The organism is Streptomyces gossypii (assembly GCF_025165795.1).
GTDB classification, from domain to species: domain Bacteria; phylum Actinomycetota; class Actinomycetes; order Streptomycetales; family Streptomycetaceae; genus Streptomyces; species Streptomyces gossypii.
This window is the reverse complement of the sequence record NZ_JAJAGO010000003.1, coordinates 324427-341648: the sequence shown is the minus strand read 5'-3', so window position 1 is coordinate 341648 and position 17222 is coordinate 324427. Positions and strand designations below refer to the sequence as shown.

Here is a 17222-nt window from a genome sequence, read left to right as displayed (position 1 = left end):
CACCCCCACACACAAGGGCCCGGAAACGTCAACGCCCCCCACGCACCCGCCAGAGCTCACCTACCCTTGCTGCCTTCCGGCCCTGGGGGAGTTCAGAGAGTTAGCGCCACGTGAGGGGCTGTGCCCACCGTACCTGATGTCGCGACCAGGTATCGAGTTCGCTAGCACCCTCCGCGGTCTTGTACAGTTTGCGGCGGAGGATTCGCCTAGTGGCCTAGGGCGCACGCTTGGAAAGCGTGTTGGGGGCAACTCCTCAGGGGTTCGAATCCCCTATCCTCCGCCCAGCCTCACCGGGCTGTCACGAAGGCCCCGACCGCCCAGCGGCCGGGGCCTTCGTCGTGTCTGGTCTCAGTTTTGGTCTCAGTTGCGCGGGGCGGACAGCCGTGGACTGCTACGAACAGGCTTCAGCTGCTCTCTGCCAACGATCAGGTCACCAGGACGTGATCGTCGACCGCATCGAGACCAAGGTCCTCCTGGGCAACCAACATGTGGTTCCGCGGCAACGTGAGCGACCGCGCGAGCCCGAGTCGGCTCCTTGAACCAGCCAGCAGAAGAGGCCGACCGCAGCCTCGCTGTCAGAGGGACGAAATAGGATGCCCAGCGGAAACCCCACGGCCTCAAGATCGCCACCCGGACACGAGCAAGGACACCCCCGACTGATGGCAGTGACCCAGCAGGAGATCGAGAACCGGTTGTGGGATGCCGCCGACGAGCTGCGCGTGGCGATGCCCGAAGCGCAGTACTCCTCGGTTGTCTTCCCCCTGATGTTCTGGAAGTACCTGTCGGATACCTGGGAGCACAACCACCAGGAGTTCCTGGCCCAGTATGAGGGCCTGGACGGCCTCTCCCCGGAGGAAGCTCGCGAGATTGAGTACCGCGACCACCAGTCGTTCGAGATCCCGTTCATCCACATCGGCACCGTCCAAGAACGTCGCGCCTCTTGGTCGTCCATCCTCGCCACCGTCGCCCAGCACGGCCTGGGCCAGCGGGTTCGCGCTTCACTCCAGGCCATCGAGTCGGCTAACCCTGACAAGTTCTCCCGTCTGTTCGGGTCCATGACCTGGACGTCCGAAGCGGTGCTGCCAGGGGAGGTGCTGGCGTCAGTCATGCGTGCGATGGACCGCACCCCCAAGATGCACGAGGGCAACATGTCCCACGACGTGCTCGGTGGAGCGTACGAGTACCTGCTGAAGCGCTTCTCCGACGGATCCGGTACCCGCGCCGGCCAGTTCTTCACCCCGCGCGAGGTCGTCGAGCTGATCATCGAGCTATTGGCCCCCAAGAACCACGAGTCGGTGTACGACCCGACCTGCGGGTCAGGCGGCATGCTCATTGCCGCCGCGAACCTTCTGAAGGCCCACGGCGGGCGGGGGTACACACTCAGCCTGAACGGGCAAGAAGCGGTACTGGACACCTCAGGTGTGGCCCGCATGAACCTCTTCATGCATAACCTGACCGAGTTCAAGGTCGAGGTCGGCGACACCCTGAGGGACCCGCGCTTCAAGAAGCCGGACGGCTCCGTCAAGCAGTTCGACGTGATCGTCGCCAACCCGCCCTATAGTCTGAAATGGAAGCCTTGGGCTAAGGACCCTCGTGCCATCGGCGGAGTCGCGCCGCAGTCGTCAGCTGACTGGGCGTTTGTACAGCACATGATCGCGTCGATGCATCCAAAGAAGGGCCGCGCCGGCGTCGTCCTGCCCCACGGTGTCCTCTTCCGAGGCGGTCAGGAAGCAGCCATCCGTCAGCGCGTCCTGGACAACGACCTACTCGAAGCGATCATTGGCCTGCCTGCAAACCTCTTCTACTCGACTTCCATCCCCACTGCGATCCTGGTGCTCCGTGCGCCTGGCACCAAGGCCAAGGAGCGGCAAGGCGGCGTTCTGTTCATCGATGCCTCGAAACGCTTCACCAAGGCCAAGAACCGCAACATCCTCACCAACGCCAACATCGCAGACACGGTAACCGCCTACCACTCGGGCTTCGACGCCGCCGGTAACCCGGTGGAACCTAACGGCGAGGGCGGTCTTGCGGCGCGGTTTGTCCTCACCACGGATATCGTGGCGAACGGGTACGACCTCAACATCGGCCGCTACATCAAATACGCCGCCGCCGACCAGGAAGACCTCGGTGCCCTGGCCAACGCCTACAACATCGCCAGAGCCGAGCGTCAGAAGGCCGAGCAACACATGCTCGCCGTTCTCTCCACAGCAGGGATCGAGGGCTTCGGTGAGTAACTGGCAGCAGCTCCCCCTCGGCGACCTGCAGACTCGTGTACGCCCCGAGGCAGCCGTTCCACCACAGACTGCGCGGGCTTCGACGAGTGAGTGGCGGCAGGTATCGTTGTCGGAAGTCGTCACGCGCGTTACGAAGAAGAATGGTGACGGGACCAACCAGAACGTCCTGACCGTCTCCGCCGAACACGGGCTGATTGCACAGGATTCGTTCTTCACGAAGAAGGTCGCCAGCAACGACACCTCGGGCTACTACATTGTCAGTCCGGGGCAGTTCGTCTACAACAAGAGCAGGTCGAAGTCGGCCGCCTACGGCACAGTCGCTCGCAACCTCAGTGACGTGCCGGGCATTGTCTCCCCGCTGTACTTCGTGTTCGAAGCCAAGAGTGGGGCTGCACTTCCCGAGTATTTGGAACTTGCCCTCAACTCAGACCAATTTTTCGGTTCCCTCGCTGGCATGCTCCGAGAGGGAGCCCGTGCCCACGGCGCGCTGAACGTACGCCTGGGGGAGTTCTACGCCGCCACCGTCACGCTGCCGCCCGCGTCCATGCAAGAGCGCATCGTCGAGGTGATCGGTGCGGTCGACGACCAGATCACCGCACTCGACACCGAGGCCGAGGCGGTGCAAGTGGCGCTGCGACGACTTCGCGCCGAACTGGTCAACGGCACGGGCGCTCCGGCAGTTCGTGCTGACAAAGCGTTCGAGATCACGATGGGACGACAGCGCGCACCGAAGTACGCGTCGGGGCCCTACATGACGCCGTACTTGCGTTCCGCCAACGTGGGGTACGAGACGCTCGACCTAGCCGATGTGTTGGAAATGAACTTCGAACCGAAGGAACGCGAGGTGTTTGGCCTCGTGCCCGGTGATGTACTCGTGTCTGAAGGTAGCGCAAGCCATTCCGCAGTTGGCATGCCGGTGATGTGGCGTGGAGAGCTGCCGGAACCGATCTGCTTCCAGAAGACACTCATGCGGTATCGAGCCATCGAAGGTGTCAGCGTCCCGGCGTTCGTGAACCACTGGTGCCTCTGGGCCTACGAGTCGGGCACGTTCCTCGACATCGCGGGAGGCACCAACATCAAACACATCACCGCCATGCGTGCCGTTCGGATGCCAGTGCGCCTTCCAGTCGTCACAGACCAGGAGCGAATCGCTTCAGAGCTCGACTCAATGAGCAACCTCGTCACCGCGACCCGGGCCGAAGCAGACCGTCTCCGTTGTGCGCGGGCGGGGCTGCTATCGGGGCTGCTGGACCGCACCATCGACATCAAGTCCGCCGAGTTGGAGGTCTGAGCCGTGGCGAAGGGTATTCGGGAGCGCGAGTTCCAGAACCTGATGGTCCAGTGGTCCCTCCCTATGAGCTGGGGCTACAAAGCGGGCAGGTCGCTGCTGCGTGAGACGACACAAACGGTGCTCGCCGGCCAGCTGCGGGACGCCATCGTCCGGCTCAACCCTGAGGTGATCGACGGGTTGGACATGGACGCCGTGGTCGAGGAGATCATCGCCACGGTCAACGCCGTTGACGGTGGGCTGGTGCGAGCCAACGAACAGGTGCTGGAACTATTGCGCGGGCACAAGGAGTTCCGCAGCGCCGACGGCGTGTGGCACGCCTTGAAGGTCATCGATTTCGAGCACCCGACCACCAACACCCTGGTCGTGTCGGACGAGGTAACCATAACCGTCCCCGGCAAGGCTCCCCGCCGGTTCGATCTCGTGTACTGGGCCAATGGCCTGCCCCTCGTCGTGGTTGAGGTGAAGTCACCGACCGCCAAGTCAGGGTGGGCCGACGCCGCACGCGAGATCAACGACGTGTACGCCACCGAATACCCGTGGTTCTTCACCCCCAATGTCTTCGCTGTCGCCTCCGACGGGCTGAAGCTGCGGTTCGGTGCTGCTGGTGCGCCCCTCAACCTTTGGCAACCGTTCCGATCCACTGACGACGACGAGAACCTGTCAGGGCAGGCGGATGTGCAGCGCTCCGTCGAGCTGCTGCTCAACCCGGCCACGGTCTTGGACATGCTCGCAAACTTCACCCTCTTCGACACCTCTGGAGGCGGGGCGGACAAGAAGTACCTGCCCCGCTACCCACAGATGGAGGCCGCCCATCTGATCCACAAGCGAGTCCTGGCCGACGGCAAGAAAGGTCTGGTCTGGCACCACCAAGGCAGCGGGAAGACGCTGCTGATGGTGTTCGCTGCTTCGCTGCTACTGGCTGACACCCGTACCGAGTCGCCCACCATCATCTTGCTCTCGGACCGAACCCAGCTTGTGCGGCAAACCTCCGGGGTATTCACCTCCGCGATGGGCGACGCCTACTTCCACCAGCCCTCCAGCAGCAAGGAGTTGCGTTCCCTGCTGGCCGACGACGTGCGCGGCGTCATCTCCACGACTGTCCACAAGTTCGCCGATGCCGGAAAGAACCTGTCGAGCCGCCGCAACATCATCTTGCTGGTCGACGAGGCACACCGCACCCAGTCGTCCGAGGAAGAGTCCCTGGCCGGGCAGATGCGTGCGGCACTGCCGCACGCGAAGTTCTTCGGCATGACCGGCACACCCGTCAGGAATCTCGCCACCAACACCTTCACCCTCTTCGGCGAAGAGACCGACCCGAACAGAGTGCTGCACCGGTATTCGGTGTCCCGGTCTCTGCAGGACGAGGCAACCGTCCCGGTCATGCTGGACCCGCACCCGATCACCTTCGAGATGAACGACCGAGCCCTACAAGCCGAGTTCGACCAGTTCGCCGACGAATTCGACCTTGACGATCCCGACCGTGAAACCTTGTCCCGCAAGTTCGGGCGCCTCACCTCGGTGTTTGCCAACCCCGAGCGCATCGACACTGTCTGCCAGGACATCGTGGACCACTACCTGGCCGGCACCTATCGCAACGGCCTCAAGGCCCAGGTCGTCGCCTACAACCGTGAGCTGGCCGTGAAGTATACGGACAAGATCAACGAGCTGCTGACCGGCTTCGAGGCGTCGCAGGTACTCGCCGAAGTCGGCAAGCACGATCGGATCACCGCAGAGGTGAACATCCATGTCTCGGACGCCAAGACCGAGGAAGCGGCCATGCGGCCCTACCGGCTCTCCGAGGTTGACGAGGAGGACCAGAAGCGGCGATTCCTCACTCCCGATGACCCACTGTGCTTCCTGGTTGTGACGGCCAAGCTGATGACTGGGTTCGACGCTCCCAACGAGGGCGTCCTCTACCTGGACAAGCCGATGAAGGCGCACAACCTGTTCCAGACGATCACCCGTCCGAATCGCACCTGGGTGTCCCCGGAAGGATTCGTGAAGACCACCGGCGTGGTCGTGGACTACATCAGCCTGGCCGAAGAGGTCCAGCGTGCCGTCGTCGACCCCACCTCGGAGGGATCCGCTGGCAAGGGCGGCGGGTTCGTCACCGATCTGACCGACCTGGTCGCCGAGTTCCGCACCACCTTCGCCCGCATCGAAGACCTCCTCGCTGACGTGGATGGCCTCGACCTCACAGCGCACGGGTATGAGTCCGTACGTGCCATCAACGGCTTCCTGGACGCCGACCCGGACGCCGCTGAGGTCTTCAGCAAGGACTACCGGCTTCTGGCCCGCCTGTACCCACTCATCAACACGGACAAGCGGGTCGACAAGTACCAGAACGGGTTCGGGCTCTTCGGGTCTGCGTACACGACCCTGTTCAAGAAGTCTTCCGACGAGGAGAGGAAGGAGCGGCTGGGCGAGCTGGGGCCGATGGTCCTGGAGATAATCAACGCCCACGTCCACTCCTTCTCTGTGGCCGCCTCCCAGGAAGAAGCCCTCGTCCTGGATGCCCAGGGCATCACGATCCTCAAGGAACTGCTGGCTCTCGTCCACCCCAAGCCCGGCAAGGACGACGGCGAGGACAAGAGGCCGCCCTCTGCGTCGGAGATCTTGGACCAGATCAAGGCTGCCCTTGAGAAAGGCGTCGAACCGGGGTCTGCGAAGTACACCGCCCTGGCTGAGCGGATCAGGCAGCTGCGGGACCGGATCATCCAGAACGCCCAGGACGCCCTGGAGTTCCTGGCCGAAGCGCTCCGGGTCGCCCGTGCCATCGTCAACGCCGAGAAGCACCCCGAGGAAGCCGTCGTACTGGACGACGATCACGTGGGTGTCCTGTCGCGGATCATCCACGACCACGCTCCGCCTGGCCTCACCGTCACGGAGCAGAACCTGGCCGAGGAGATCGACCAGGTGGTCAAGCGAACCCTCGCCCAGTCGTGGGACAACGCCGAGGCCCGCAACCGCGGCGTCCGTCGCGCCACCGCCGCAGTCTTCCGCCGGTACATGTTGAAGCCGGTGGGGGAGCCCTACGGCTCCACCGTCGCCTACGTCGAAGCCCACTATCTCGTCGACTGATGTGCGCGCTGAGCCCGGCAACCTCTGGCGGTTGCCGGGCTCCGTAGCGCTAATCGAGCCCTGAGTTGGGCCCTGGAACGCAGTTGATGATGGGTCAGGAGCTGTCGATGTCTCCATATCCTTCCGGATTCCTCGCCCGGTCCACAGCCTGTGCACAAGCCTCACGGAACGCAGCGACGACAGCGTCCTGGTCCGTGCCGCGAATCTGGGCCTCGACCTCCTGGCCGGGGCGCCGTGTGGTGTGCCACCGGACCGGCAAGTCCGTGTACAGATCGGCCTCGAACTCCCAGGCCAACACGGACCATTGCTCAGGGGCGCCGATGTTGAGTCGTTCGCCACCGGGCAGGAACACGGCGTGGGCGTGATGGACGAACCGGCGGTCGGGAATCCGGTCACGGATAACCCGGATGCCATCAGGTCGCTCGTGCTCCCACCGTGACCGGTCCCACTCCTCCACACACGCGGGCTTGTCGGGGTGATCAGCGCCCCACTGGGAGACCACGGCCTGGGCGTGCTCGATGTGCCGGAACGCGACGAGTCGACCGGACAGGTGGGCTACGTGAACCGGCCCGTCGATTGGTTCGGAACGCTGGGTCGGCGTGGGTTCGGTTCCTGTCATCAGCCCTGAGGTGTCTGGCTTGCCCCACAGCAGGCCGCCCACCTTCGCCGCCGTCTGCTGGAGTACCTGGCCGGTGAGGTGCTGGTAGCGGCGGCGCATACGGGCGGACTTACCGGGTTCCCAGCCCATGATGCGGTCGACCACGGCTTCCGGGACGCCAAGGATGAGCAGGACGGTCGCGGCGGTGTGTCGCGCGTCGTGTAGCCGCCCGTCGCGGACGCCCGCCGCCTTAAGCAAGTCCTTCCACCGGTGGAAGTCGGTGTTCGGGTTGAGCGGTTCACCCGTCGGCGAAGTGAACACATACCGCTTCTCCACCCACAGGTCACGGGCGAGGACGCGCTCGCGGCCCTGCTGCTCCTTATGGAGCCGCAGAAGCGCCATCAGCTCCTCGGGCACACCGATTGCGCGCTTGCCCGCGCTCGTTTTGGTGTCCTTCGTCTCGCGCCGGATGTTGATCTTCTGCGGGCAGTAGCCGGGTTTGCGTCCGCACTTGTCGCCGCATCCGTGCTGGTAGCGGGGCCGCAGGCGGCCTCGGCGTACGAGGATCACGCCCGCCTCGAAGTCGACGTCCTCCCACTGCAGGCCGAGGACCTCGCCCTGACGCAGGCCGAGCGCGAGCGCGATGACCCATCGCGCGGGGTTGCGCACCGTCGCCGCCTCGGCGAGGAGCCGCTGGACCTCCTCTAGGGAGTACGGTTCCACCTCCTCCTCTTCGACCCTCGGGGCCTTGGCGACGGAGGCCGGATTCGTGGTGAGGTGGCGGCGACGCACGGCCTCGTTGAGAGCCGTGCGGATCGTGCGGTGAGCCTGGTGGGCAGTGCCGGCGGCGCTGCCGCTGGCCTGCATCCTGCGGTAGAAGCGCTCCAGGTGCTCGGGCTCCAGCTTCTCCAGACGGTGCGCGCCGAGGCCGGGTATGAGGTGGTGGTAGACCGCGACGCGGTAGCCGTCGATGGTGTTCTCCGAGACACTCGGTGCGGCGATGTTCTCCACCCAGTGGATCAGCCAGGTCTTGACCGTCCAGGTCTGGCCGGCCTTACGCACGCCGGTGGAGTCGCGCTGCTTTTCCAGTTCGCGTACGACCTTGGTGGCCTCGGCTCGTGTCTTGCGGCTGATGTGCCGACGGTCCGGGGTGCCGTCGTCCTTGACGCCGACGGTGACGCGACCGTGCCAGCGCCCGTCCTTGCCAAGGTAGATGGACGAGGCGCCATTGGGCTGGCGGGACTTGCGGGGGCTTCGGGACTGCGCCATGTGCGCCCCCGTCAGGCTGCGGTGCCGAAGTCGGGGCCCTTCGGATGCCTATCTCCGGTCGGTGTGCGCCTGGCGAGGAACTCGCCGACCGCTTCGGCGGGTATACGGCGCAGCCGTCCGACTTTCGCGGAGGGGATCTCGCCGGTGGTGATGTACTCGTACATCTTCGTGCGGCCGATGCCGATGCGGCGGGCGGCCTCCGCGACGGTGAGGCCGACGAGGGTGGAGTCACCCCGGTCGCCGCCGCGCGCGGTGATGAGAGCGCGGAGGGTGTCCTCGGGGACGTCGAGGAGCTGGGCGATCTGGGCAAGGGGCAGGGAGGTGTTCTGGGGCAAGGAAGCTCCTTCACCGGCAGGCATGTGGGGCGGCAACCCCGGCCGGGCCGGTTGAATCGTCTGGGTATGGCGGTTGTTGCTGATGTGCCACGTGGCGGTCACCGGTGTTCGCAGCACCGGGAAGACCATGGTGGAGTCGGCCGCTATGCGGTCGGAGGCTCTTCCCGGTCGGTCGGCGGGTTCATTCGGTCGGGCCCGAGCCAGCTCTGGAGTTTGGGGCGCGAGCCGCGGTGGTGGCGGAACTCGCCGTCGGAAGCGACTTCCATCTCGTGCATGAGCATGACCTTGACCAGGTCCGCCTGGTCGGGGTGGGCCTTCGCGTAGTCGTCGAGTTCGGCCATGATGCGGTCCTGGGCCTTGCCCAGGGCGCGCCACTCCTTCCACTTCTCGACGTATTCGCCGACGAGCCGTCTCACCTGAGGGTTCATGAGGCGGTCCGGCGGGCTGGTCAGCTCGTCGAGGGACAGGTCGAAGACCTTGCAGAAGCCGAGTGCTTCGTCGAGGTTGACGCGGCGGCGCGGCTTGCCGCTCTCGATCCGCCAGATCGCGGACTGGTTGATCGGGTGGCCGGCCTTGGTCATCTCCTCGGCGAGCTTCGCGGTGCTCCAGGCGCGGACTTCGCGTTCCGTCCTGATGCGCTCGGCCACATGGTCCTCCGGCTCGGGGCGGTCGGTTCCCGCTCGGGCCGCGCCGTCCTCACTGCTCATCGCTCCCACCTCCTCTCGCTCCGGATCCGGCGGGACAGCCGTGGACGTGACAACCAGCTAACACTAATCCGATATGCATTGCAAGCCATTCCTATTTGAATCGTCGATGGTAGTGTTGAGGCACCCCCGGACACGGGTGGACATGAAGAAGCCCCCGGTGCTGCGAACACCGGGGGCGAAGCAGAAACCCCACGACCGCCATACCCAGACGATTCGACCGGCCCGGCCGGGGTTGCCGCCCCATATGGCCTGCCGGGTGAGGAGTTCTATGCACCAGGGTACGACCCTGCCGCCCCAGACGCCATCCCGCTCCGCAGAAGGCCCTGCACCCCTTCAAAACGGCTATATGGAACCTCCCTTCAACGTGGACGCCGAGCGCGCGGTCCTCGGCGTCTGTATGCACGACAGCCATGTTGTCGACGCGATCCGCCCCATCCTGGGCGACGACGCCTTCTACCGGCCCGCGCACGAGACGATCTGGCGCGCGCTCCTCGCCCAACGCCGGGAGGGCAAGCCGACCGACCCGATCGTCCTCACCGAACTGCTCCAGCAGCAGGGAGACCTGCAGCGGGTCGGCGGTGCCGTCTACCTTCACCAGCTGGCCGACGTTCCCTACAGCACCGGCAGCGCCGAGTACCACGCGGAGATCATCCGCCAGAAGGCCGACCTCCGCCGCCTGCTCGCCTCCGCCGTACGCACCGTCCAGCGTGCCCAGGAGCCGGGCGCCGATCCCGAAGCGATACGCAGCGAGATCGAAGCGGAAGTACGCGCCGAACGCGAGCGTGCACTCGCCTCGGGCCAAGGCCGCCTGTCCCGCTTCGCCGGTGACGGCTGGGCCTTCGTCAAAGAGACCGGCGCGGACGCCGAGCCCCTGTGGGGCACCCGCGAGAAGACCGTCTGGGCGCCTGGCGAGAGCCTGATGATCGTCGGCGGCCCCGGGGTCGGCAAGACCACCCTGGCCCATCAGGTGATCTTCGCCCGTCTCGGCCTCCAGGAGAAGGTCCTGGAGATGCCGGTCGCCCCCAGCAGGCGGGTGCTCTACCTGGCCATGGACCGCCCCCGGCAGATCGCCAAGGCCATGGCCCGCCGAGTCTACGCCACCGACGAGAAGACCCTGCGCGAGCGGCTCGTCGTCTGGCAGGGCCCGCTGCCCGCCACCCTGGACAAGGAGCCCGACCTCCTCGCCGACATGGCCGCCGTGCACCAGGCCGACACCATCGTGATCGACAGCCTCAAGGACGCGGTCAGCACAATGGTCGATGACAGCCTCGCTGTCGCCTTCCACAACGCCCGCATGCGCGCCCTGCGAGGCGGCGTGGAGATCATGGAGCTGCACCACCAGCGCAAGGCCGCCGCCGACGCCCCGCGCGGCCTGCGGCCCAGCCTGGACCAGGTCTACGGCTCCACATGGATCACCGCCGGCGCGGGCAGCGTCCTGTTCGTCACCGGCCGGGCGGGCGACCCAGCGGTCACCCTCCACCACCTCAAGACCCCCACCGGGGAGGTCGGTCCGCTGGATGTCACCCACGACCACGCGCGGGGCACCACCACGGTCGACCCGACCAAGGACCCTGCCGTCCTGCTGCGCAACGCCCCCAACGGGCTGACCGCCCGCGAACTGGCGACCGTCCTGATCGGTGGGGGCGATCCCGAACGTGCCGACGTCGAGAAGGCGCGGCGCCACCTGTCCCGCCTCGTCGACAGCGGCCTGGCGACCAGGGCCGACGGCGTCGCCGGAGGAGCCGGAGGCGGGCAGCAGACCCGCTACTACGCCTCCGCCCGCCACCTGACCGCCGTCGGCTGAAGCCCCTCCGGCCCGCGCGAAGCGATCACGCGACCGTACACGCGGCCCCTGCGCTCACACACCGCCGTAGACCGCTCACGGCGCACACGCTCACCGCGAAACCGCAGGTCAAGCGATCACGGCACCGTCCACGCCGTACACGCCCGGAGGCGATCACGCGCGGGCCCCCCTTTAGAAGGGGGCCCGCGTGAACGCCCCCTCCGTGAACGCTCCCCACCCCCGCCCCACAAGCCCCACTCCCTGCCCTGGAGCCTTCCGCCTTGCACTCCCCTGCACCGACAGCCCCGGATGCCGTGCGCGGCAGCCGGACCGTCCGCACCGGCATCATCCTGCTCGCCGCCGTCGGCTTCGCCCTGTCCTACGACGCCCTGCGCCAGATGGCCGTCGCCGCCCACATCCGCGGACCGCTCACCTACCTCTTCCCGCTCGTGATCGACGGCTTCATCGCCATCGGCGTGGTCGCCCTGCTGATCCTGCGCACCGCCCCACTGCACTCCCGCCTGTACGTGTGGACTCTCCTCGGGCTGGCCACCCTCACCAGCATCTGGGCCAACGCCCTGCACGCCATCCGCCTCAACGAACGGACACGCCTCCACCTCGACAACGCCACAGTCGGCGCCCTGTCCGCCATCGCCCCGCTCGCCCTCGCCGTCCACCTCTACCTCGTCATCAACCGCCACCTCGCCGCCAACACCGCGGTGGCAGCTTCGCCATCCGCCACCACACATGGCGAAACCGCCACGCCCGAACCCAGCGACCCGGTCCGCCATGAGGAGACGCACCGCTCTCACGCGGCACCCACAGCTGAGGGGAGCGGCGAACCGGCGCACGCGGCGAAGGGCGCCACCGCCACGCCGACGACAGACAAGGCCGTACCGAAGAAGGCCGGACGCAAGACCACCGCACCCGACAAGGTGCTGTGGTCAACGGCCCGCGCCATCGGCGCCGAACACGGCACAGTGCCCCGCACCACCCTTGAGGCCGCGATCAGGACCCAGGGCTACACGATCCAGAAGGACCGCGCCAAAGAGATCGCCAAGGCCGCCACGGCGGAACTCGCCTCCCTCGCCGACACCAATGCCGCCGCATAACCGCCACAGCGCGGTGCCGGTGTTGGTGGAAGACCACCGCCAATGCCGTGCGCCGCCATTCGAACTCCGCCACCAGCGCTCGCACCACTCGGCGGCACTTCAACTCGATGGCGCCAACAGCTCGGCCAACTACGCCGCGGTACTTCCTCACGCCCCTCTCCACGAGAGCGACGGGCGCTTCCTACCCGGCTTCACGACCACACACGCCCACCTCCCGCACGCCCCCAGGAGACAGACCCCGTGCCCGACCAGCACCACGAACCCGCCGTTGCCCAGCAGGCGATATCCACCACCTCAGCCCCTGACAGCGGAGCAAGTTGGAGGTTCGGACACTCCCCCGCAGGGGGAGCGCCGGAACCTGGCCCCGCCCCGGGGGTGGCGGGGTCCGTCCGGCGCCGGGGGGCGCCGGGCGGGAGGGCTGCGACCGGGGGCGGATCGCAGCCAGGAAGGGCCGGCCGCGAGCGCCGGACCAAGAGCAGGGGGAAGGCGCGTGCGCGCGACAAGAAGCAGCGTCCCGCCCAGAGTGTCCGCCTCAGCGATCAAGAGCACGCCATCATCCAGGTCGGCGCCGATGCCGTCGGCATGAGTCTGGCCGGGTTCCTCGCCCACTCCGCGCTGGCCGCCGCCCGCGACCAGTCCCGTACCGCCGCCGCCATCGCCACCGAGCGCGACGTGCTCAGCGAACTGTTCGCCATGCGCCGCCAGCTCGGCTGGGCCGGCAGCAACCTCAACCAGGTCGCCAAGACCCTCAACTCCGGCGGCGACGTGCCGCATCTCAAGGAGGTGCTCGCCGACATCCACCGCGCGGCCAACTCTGCGAGGAAGGCCGCCGACCGGGTCACCAACCGCCAGGAGCAAGACGGTGAGGCGGCTTGATCCCCAGCATCCACAAGCAGGGCAGCAGCACCCTGGGCCTGCTGCGCTACCTCTACGGCAAGGGCACCCACGAGGAGCACGTCGACCCGCACCTGGTCGCCTCCTTCGACCACATGGCCCCCGACCCCGGCCGCCACCCATCAGCCACCAAGAAGGACCTCGCCCACCTCCTCGACCAGCCCCTCCACCTGCTCGACGCCGACCAGCGACCCGACAAGCACGTGTGGCACTGCTCCGTGCGCGCCGCCCCCGACGACCCGGTCCTGACCGACGAGCAATGGGCCGGCATCGCCCGCCGCACCGTCGCGGCCACCGGCATCGACCCCGGCGACGGCGCCGGCTGCCGCTGGGCGGCCGTGCGCCACGCCGGCGACCACATCCACATCGTCGCCACCCTCGTACGCGAGGACGGCCGCCGCCCCGACCACCACCGCTCCGGCAAACGCGCCCAGGCCGAAGCCCGCCTCATCGAAGCCGACTTGGGCCTCCACCGCGTCACCCCCGGCGACGGCACCGCCGCGAAGCGCACCACCAGCGCCGAACGCCACAAGGCCCAGCGCCAGGGCCGCGACCGCACCGCACGCGAGGAACTGCGCGAAGCCGTGCGCCGCGCCCTGGCGGGCGCCACCTCCACCGAGGAGTTCCTCGGCCGCCTCAAGGACGCCGGGCTCCTCGTGCACACCAAGGCGCTGCCCTCCGGTGACCTCAAGGGCTACAAGGTCGCCCTGCCCGGCGACCGCAACAAGGGCAAGGAGCCGGTCTTCTACGCCGGGTCCACCCTCGCCCCCGACCTGTCCCTGCCCCGCCTCCAGCAACGCTTCACCAACGGCGCCACCCCAGTGGAGACCACCGGCAGCGACCGGGCAGAGCCACACCACACCGCACCTTCGGCACCCGCCGCCGCACGGCGCACCGCGGCCGACGCGGCCTGGGCGGCGCTGCTCGCCCTCGACGACAGCGGCGACGACGGCGCCGCTGCCGCCCAGATCGCCGCCACCGGCGAGGTCCTCGACGCCCTCGCCAAAACCTCCGCACTCCACACCCGCGACCAACTGCGCCAAGCGGCTCGGGAATTCGAGCGGGCCTCCCGCTCCCACACCCGCGCCGAGTTCCGCCACGCGCAGGACCTGCGCCGCGCCGCCCGCGACCTCGTCCACAGCGGGCCCGCCCTCGGCCGGGGCGAGGACGGAGCCGGCACCGCCATGGCCATAGACATGCTGTTCTTCCTCGCCCTCGCCACCGCCCACTGGCACGCCCAGCGCCGGCACGCCCAGCAGGCCGAGGCCGCCCGCCGGGCCGCCGAACACCTGCAAGCGGCCTACCGGCAGGCAGCCGCCGAGCCCCTGGCAGCGCTGCGCGAGCGCGGACGCCGCATCGCCCCGACCCTGCGCCGCCACCACGCCACCACCGTCCGCGCCGCCCTGCCCGACCTCGCCGAGACCATCCTGGCCGAGCCCGGCTGGCACGCCCTGGCCGCCACCCTCGCCGACACCGCACAGGCAGGCCACAACCCGCAGGCGCTCCTCGCCGAAGCCGCCGCCCGCCGGGAGCTGGGCACCGCCGAATCCATCAGCGACGTCCTCGTGTGGCGCCTGCGCCGCGCCGCGAACCTCCCCGCATACACCCGGCAAAGCCCCCAGGACACGCCCCTGCGGGGCAACCGACACACCCCCTCCCCAGCACGCGCCGCACAGCCGGCCATCCAGCCGGCGAACACCTCCGCCCGCCGGCGATGACCGCACAAGCGGGCGGAACATAGCCGACGATCCCCGGTTACCGAAACCGGGGATCCTCCGGAGCATTGATGCCTCAACCCCGACTCCGAAAGGAACCCCTCTATGCCCCAGACCGACATCCGACCCCACGTCGTCGCCCTCCTGTGCGACGCGGACTTCAAACACCAGGCCGACCCCCGCACCTGGAACCACCGCGACGGCCGACCCTTCACGACAGCGGAACAGGAAACCGCCCTCTCGGCCACCCGAGCCGAATTCGAAGAGTTCCACGCCCAGCACAAGCGCTACATGGAATACCTGCGCAAGACGAAGGAAACCCCCGACGCCCTGCAAAGCTTCCTCGCCCCGTTCATGGAACAGCTCACCCACAAGACCCTCGGCAACGCAGCCGAAATCATGACCACAGCCCAACGAGCCGAACTCGACCACCTCCTCAAATCCATAAACGAACCGACCCGCCCCTTCACCCCCTACACCTTCTGACAACCACCACCGCCCCGAGACCAACGTGAACACAAGGACGACCCAGGCACCCAGACCGCCCCCAGCCGCTTCCCCACCAACCCGGCTCGCGCGACTCCGCGCACTCCCCGCCGCTGACACCCGCACCAGAACGTCGCATGCCCGACCGGAAATCCGGTCGGGCATGCGACGTCGGTGGACACGCTCAATAGGTCACACGAGCTTCCCTCACAGCCTTCACCACACGAGTATCGACCAGCACGGCCGAGCCAGATACCACCACGACAGTCACCTCGATACGCGCAACCGCCTGCCCGACGACACTGCCGCAGACCGGAGCAGATACCGCTCCCCCGCCCACAACACCGAGGCACCCTTCGCGGCGGACGAGGTAGACGCAGCGGGCTGTTCTCCAGCCCGAACGTGAGTCGTGGATGGCGTTACAGGTCTGCCGCTCTGATGTCCTGCGATTCGACTGGCGCTGGTTGAAGTTGGTCGTCGTGGTCGCGGGGAGGGATACGTCGGACCAGGGCGGGTTGGAGTGCCGCAAGCAGCAGGCACGCGAGCGTCATCGCGCTCCACAGGCCAGCTGGTCCGGCATGCTCGATCAGTTGCGTGCCCGTCAAGGGGGCGGCGATCCCCGCGATGCCCCAGCTGGTGCCGTAGACGGCCAGGTAGCGTCCCTTTCCGCCGGGCGGGGCCAGGCCGGCGACGACCGCGTATACCCGGCCGACCAGGAGCAGGTCGCCCGCACTCCACACGACGGTTGCCGCCAGGTAGGCGGCCAGATTGTCCGCGAGCGCGTAGCCACCCAGCCCCAGTGCCAGCAGCAGGTACCCGGTGGCGAAGGCGGCCGGTGCCGGGAGGGTGGCGAGCCGTCTCCAGCGCATCAGCGGTTGGCCCGCGCAGATGGTGAGTGCGGAGGTGGTGAACAGCAGTCCGGCGTCGGCGGGCCGCAGTCCTTCGTGGTCCATGGCGAGTGGGAGCGTGATCATGATCTGGAGGTAGATCACGGCGAACAGTGTCCCTGTGCCGAGCATGAGCAGCAGGGCGCGGTCACGCCACGGGGTGACGGCGGTCGTCTGGTCCGGTGCGGCCTTCGCGGCCCTGAGGTGGTCGGCAGGGAGTACCAGGTACACGGTGAGCGCGCAGAGCAGGCAGGTGAGGGCGTCGGCGACGAACAGCCATCGCAGGTCCCAGCGGCCCAGACCCGCTGCCATGAGGCCGGCACCCATGCCTGCCGCGGCCAGGGCGGCGTTCAGCAGGCTGTAGGCGTGCACGTGCTCGCTCGGCGCCACCGCATCGGCGATCATGGCCTGGCTCGGCGGTTCGTAGAGTTCGAAGACCAGGCCCAGCAGGACGGCGAAGAAGATGACCAGTGTCACGCTGTCCGCTGCGGCGAGTCCCAGCTGTGCCAGCGCGCACCCGGTCAGGCCGGCCACGATCGTGCGGCGTCGGCCGATCCGATCGGCCAGGCGTCCGCCGACCAGGCGCGAGGGGATCGTGGCGAGGCCGAAGGCGGCGCTGACTCCGCCGGCGACGGCGGCGCCGGCTTCGAAGTTGGTCGTGATGAGAACGGTAAGGAACGAGATCGAGAACGCTCCGAGCCGGTTGACCGCCCGTGCCACGATCAACAGGCGCACCGCTCGTGGCAATCGCTTGCCGCCCTGCATGGCCCTCACCCCTCACTCGTTACCGACGAAACAGGTATCGTTGGTGATGGATGGACGCTAGACCC

At 67.6% G+C, this 17222-nt stretch carries 12 protein-coding genes, 1 tRNA gene and 1 other RNA gene; 9 read left to right on the top strand and 5 right to left on the bottom strand.

The features are described from left to right. Positions 1-24: 24 nt before the first annotated feature. Positions 25-123, bottom strand: an RNA gene (gene ffs / locus LHJ74_RS08000) — signal recognition particle sRNA small type. Positions 124-195: 72 nt separating this feature from the next. Between ffs and LHJ74_RS07995 the strand changes: the two genes are divergently transcribed. From LHJ74_RS07995 to LHJ74_RS07980, 4 genes are all read left to right on the top strand, one after another. Continuing rightward, positions 196-280: transfer RNA gene (locus LHJ74_RS07995), tRNA-Ser, on the top strand. A gap of 379 nt (positions 281-659) precedes the next feature. Next, entirely contained in the window at positions 660-2234 is a 1575-nt protein-coding gene (locus LHJ74_RS07990; protein WP_260216890.1) for a type I restriction-modification system subunit M, read from the top strand. Next, positions 2227-3525: a restriction endonuclease subunit S domain-containing protein gene (locus LHJ74_RS07985; protein WP_260216887.1), complete on the top strand. Its 1299-nt coding sequence runs from the start codon at positions 2227-2229 to the stop codon at positions 3523-3525. Before LHJ74_RS07990 ends, LHJ74_RS07985 begins: the two co-directional genes overlap by 8 nt. A 3-nt stretch (positions 3526-3528) precedes the next feature. Then, the gene (locus LHJ74_RS07980) at positions 3529-6606 is read left to right on the top strand and encodes a type I restriction endonuclease subunit R (RefSeq protein ID WP_260216885.1); all 3078 of its coding nucleotides are present in this window, start codon (positions 3529-3531) and stop codon (positions 6604-6606) included. A gap of 94 nt (positions 6607-6700) precedes the next feature. Here LHJ74_RS07980 and LHJ74_RS07975 read toward each other — a convergent pair whose 3' ends face one another. The 3 genes from LHJ74_RS07975 to LHJ74_RS07965 form a co-directional block, all read right to left on the bottom strand. Next, a complete protein-coding gene (locus LHJ74_RS07975) occupies positions 6701-8473 on the bottom strand; it encodes a tyrosine-type recombinase/integrase (protein WP_260216878.1) in 1773 nt (590 codons plus the stop codon). Between the two features lie 11 nt (positions 8474-8484). Then, on the bottom strand, positions 8485-8808 hold the full coding sequence (locus LHJ74_RS07970) for a helix-turn-helix domain-containing protein (RefSeq protein ID WP_260216877.1): 324 nt from the start codon (positions 8806-8808) through the stop codon (positions 8485-8487). Between the two features lie 143 nt (positions 8809-8951). Then, positions 8952-9515, bottom strand: a complete 564-nt coding sequence (locus LHJ74_RS07965) for a helix-turn-helix domain-containing protein (RefSeq protein ID WP_260216876.1) — start codon at positions 9513-9515, stop codon at positions 8952-8954. A gap of 268 nt (positions 9516-9783) precedes the next feature. Here LHJ74_RS07965 and LHJ74_RS07960 point away from each other — a divergent pair, with 268 nt between their 5' ends. From LHJ74_RS07960 to LHJ74_RS07940, 5 genes are all read left to right on the top strand, one after another. Then, entirely contained in the window at positions 9784-11319 is a 1536-nt protein-coding gene (locus LHJ74_RS07960) for a DnaB-like helicase N-terminal domain-containing protein (RefSeq protein WP_260216874.1), read from the top strand. 293 nt (positions 11320-11612) lie between these two features. Continuing rightward, positions 11613-12410: a DUF2637 domain-containing protein gene (locus tag LHJ74_RS07955; protein ID WP_375546698.1), complete on the top strand. Its 798-nt coding sequence runs from the start codon at positions 11613-11615 to the stop codon at positions 12408-12410. 582 nt (positions 12411-12992) lie between these two features. After that, a complete protein-coding gene (locus tag LHJ74_RS07950; protein WP_260216870.1) occupies positions 12993-13286 on the top strand; it encodes a mobilization protein in 294 nt (97 codons plus the stop codon). Next, positions 13283-15022, top strand: a complete 1740-nt coding sequence (locus tag LHJ74_RS07945) for a relaxase/mobilization nuclease domain-containing protein (RefSeq protein ID WP_260216869.1) — start codon at positions 13283-13285, stop codon at positions 15020-15022. Before LHJ74_RS07950 ends, LHJ74_RS07945 begins: the two co-directional genes overlap by 4 nt. 102 nt (positions 15023-15124) lie before the next feature. Beyond that, positions 15125-15505, top strand: a complete 381-nt coding sequence (locus LHJ74_RS07940) for a hypothetical protein (RefSeq protein WP_260216868.1) — start codon at positions 15125-15127, stop codon at positions 15503-15505. A 419-nt stretch (positions 15506-15924) separates the two neighbouring features. Here the strand turns inward: LHJ74_RS07940 and LHJ74_RS07935 are convergent, their stop codons facing one another. Continuing rightward, positions 15925-17157, bottom strand: coding sequence for an MFS transporter (locus LHJ74_RS07935; RefSeq protein ID WP_260217370.1), 1233 nt, complete (start codon positions 17155-17157; stop codon positions 15925-15927). Positions 17158-17222 lie beyond the last annotated feature (65 nt).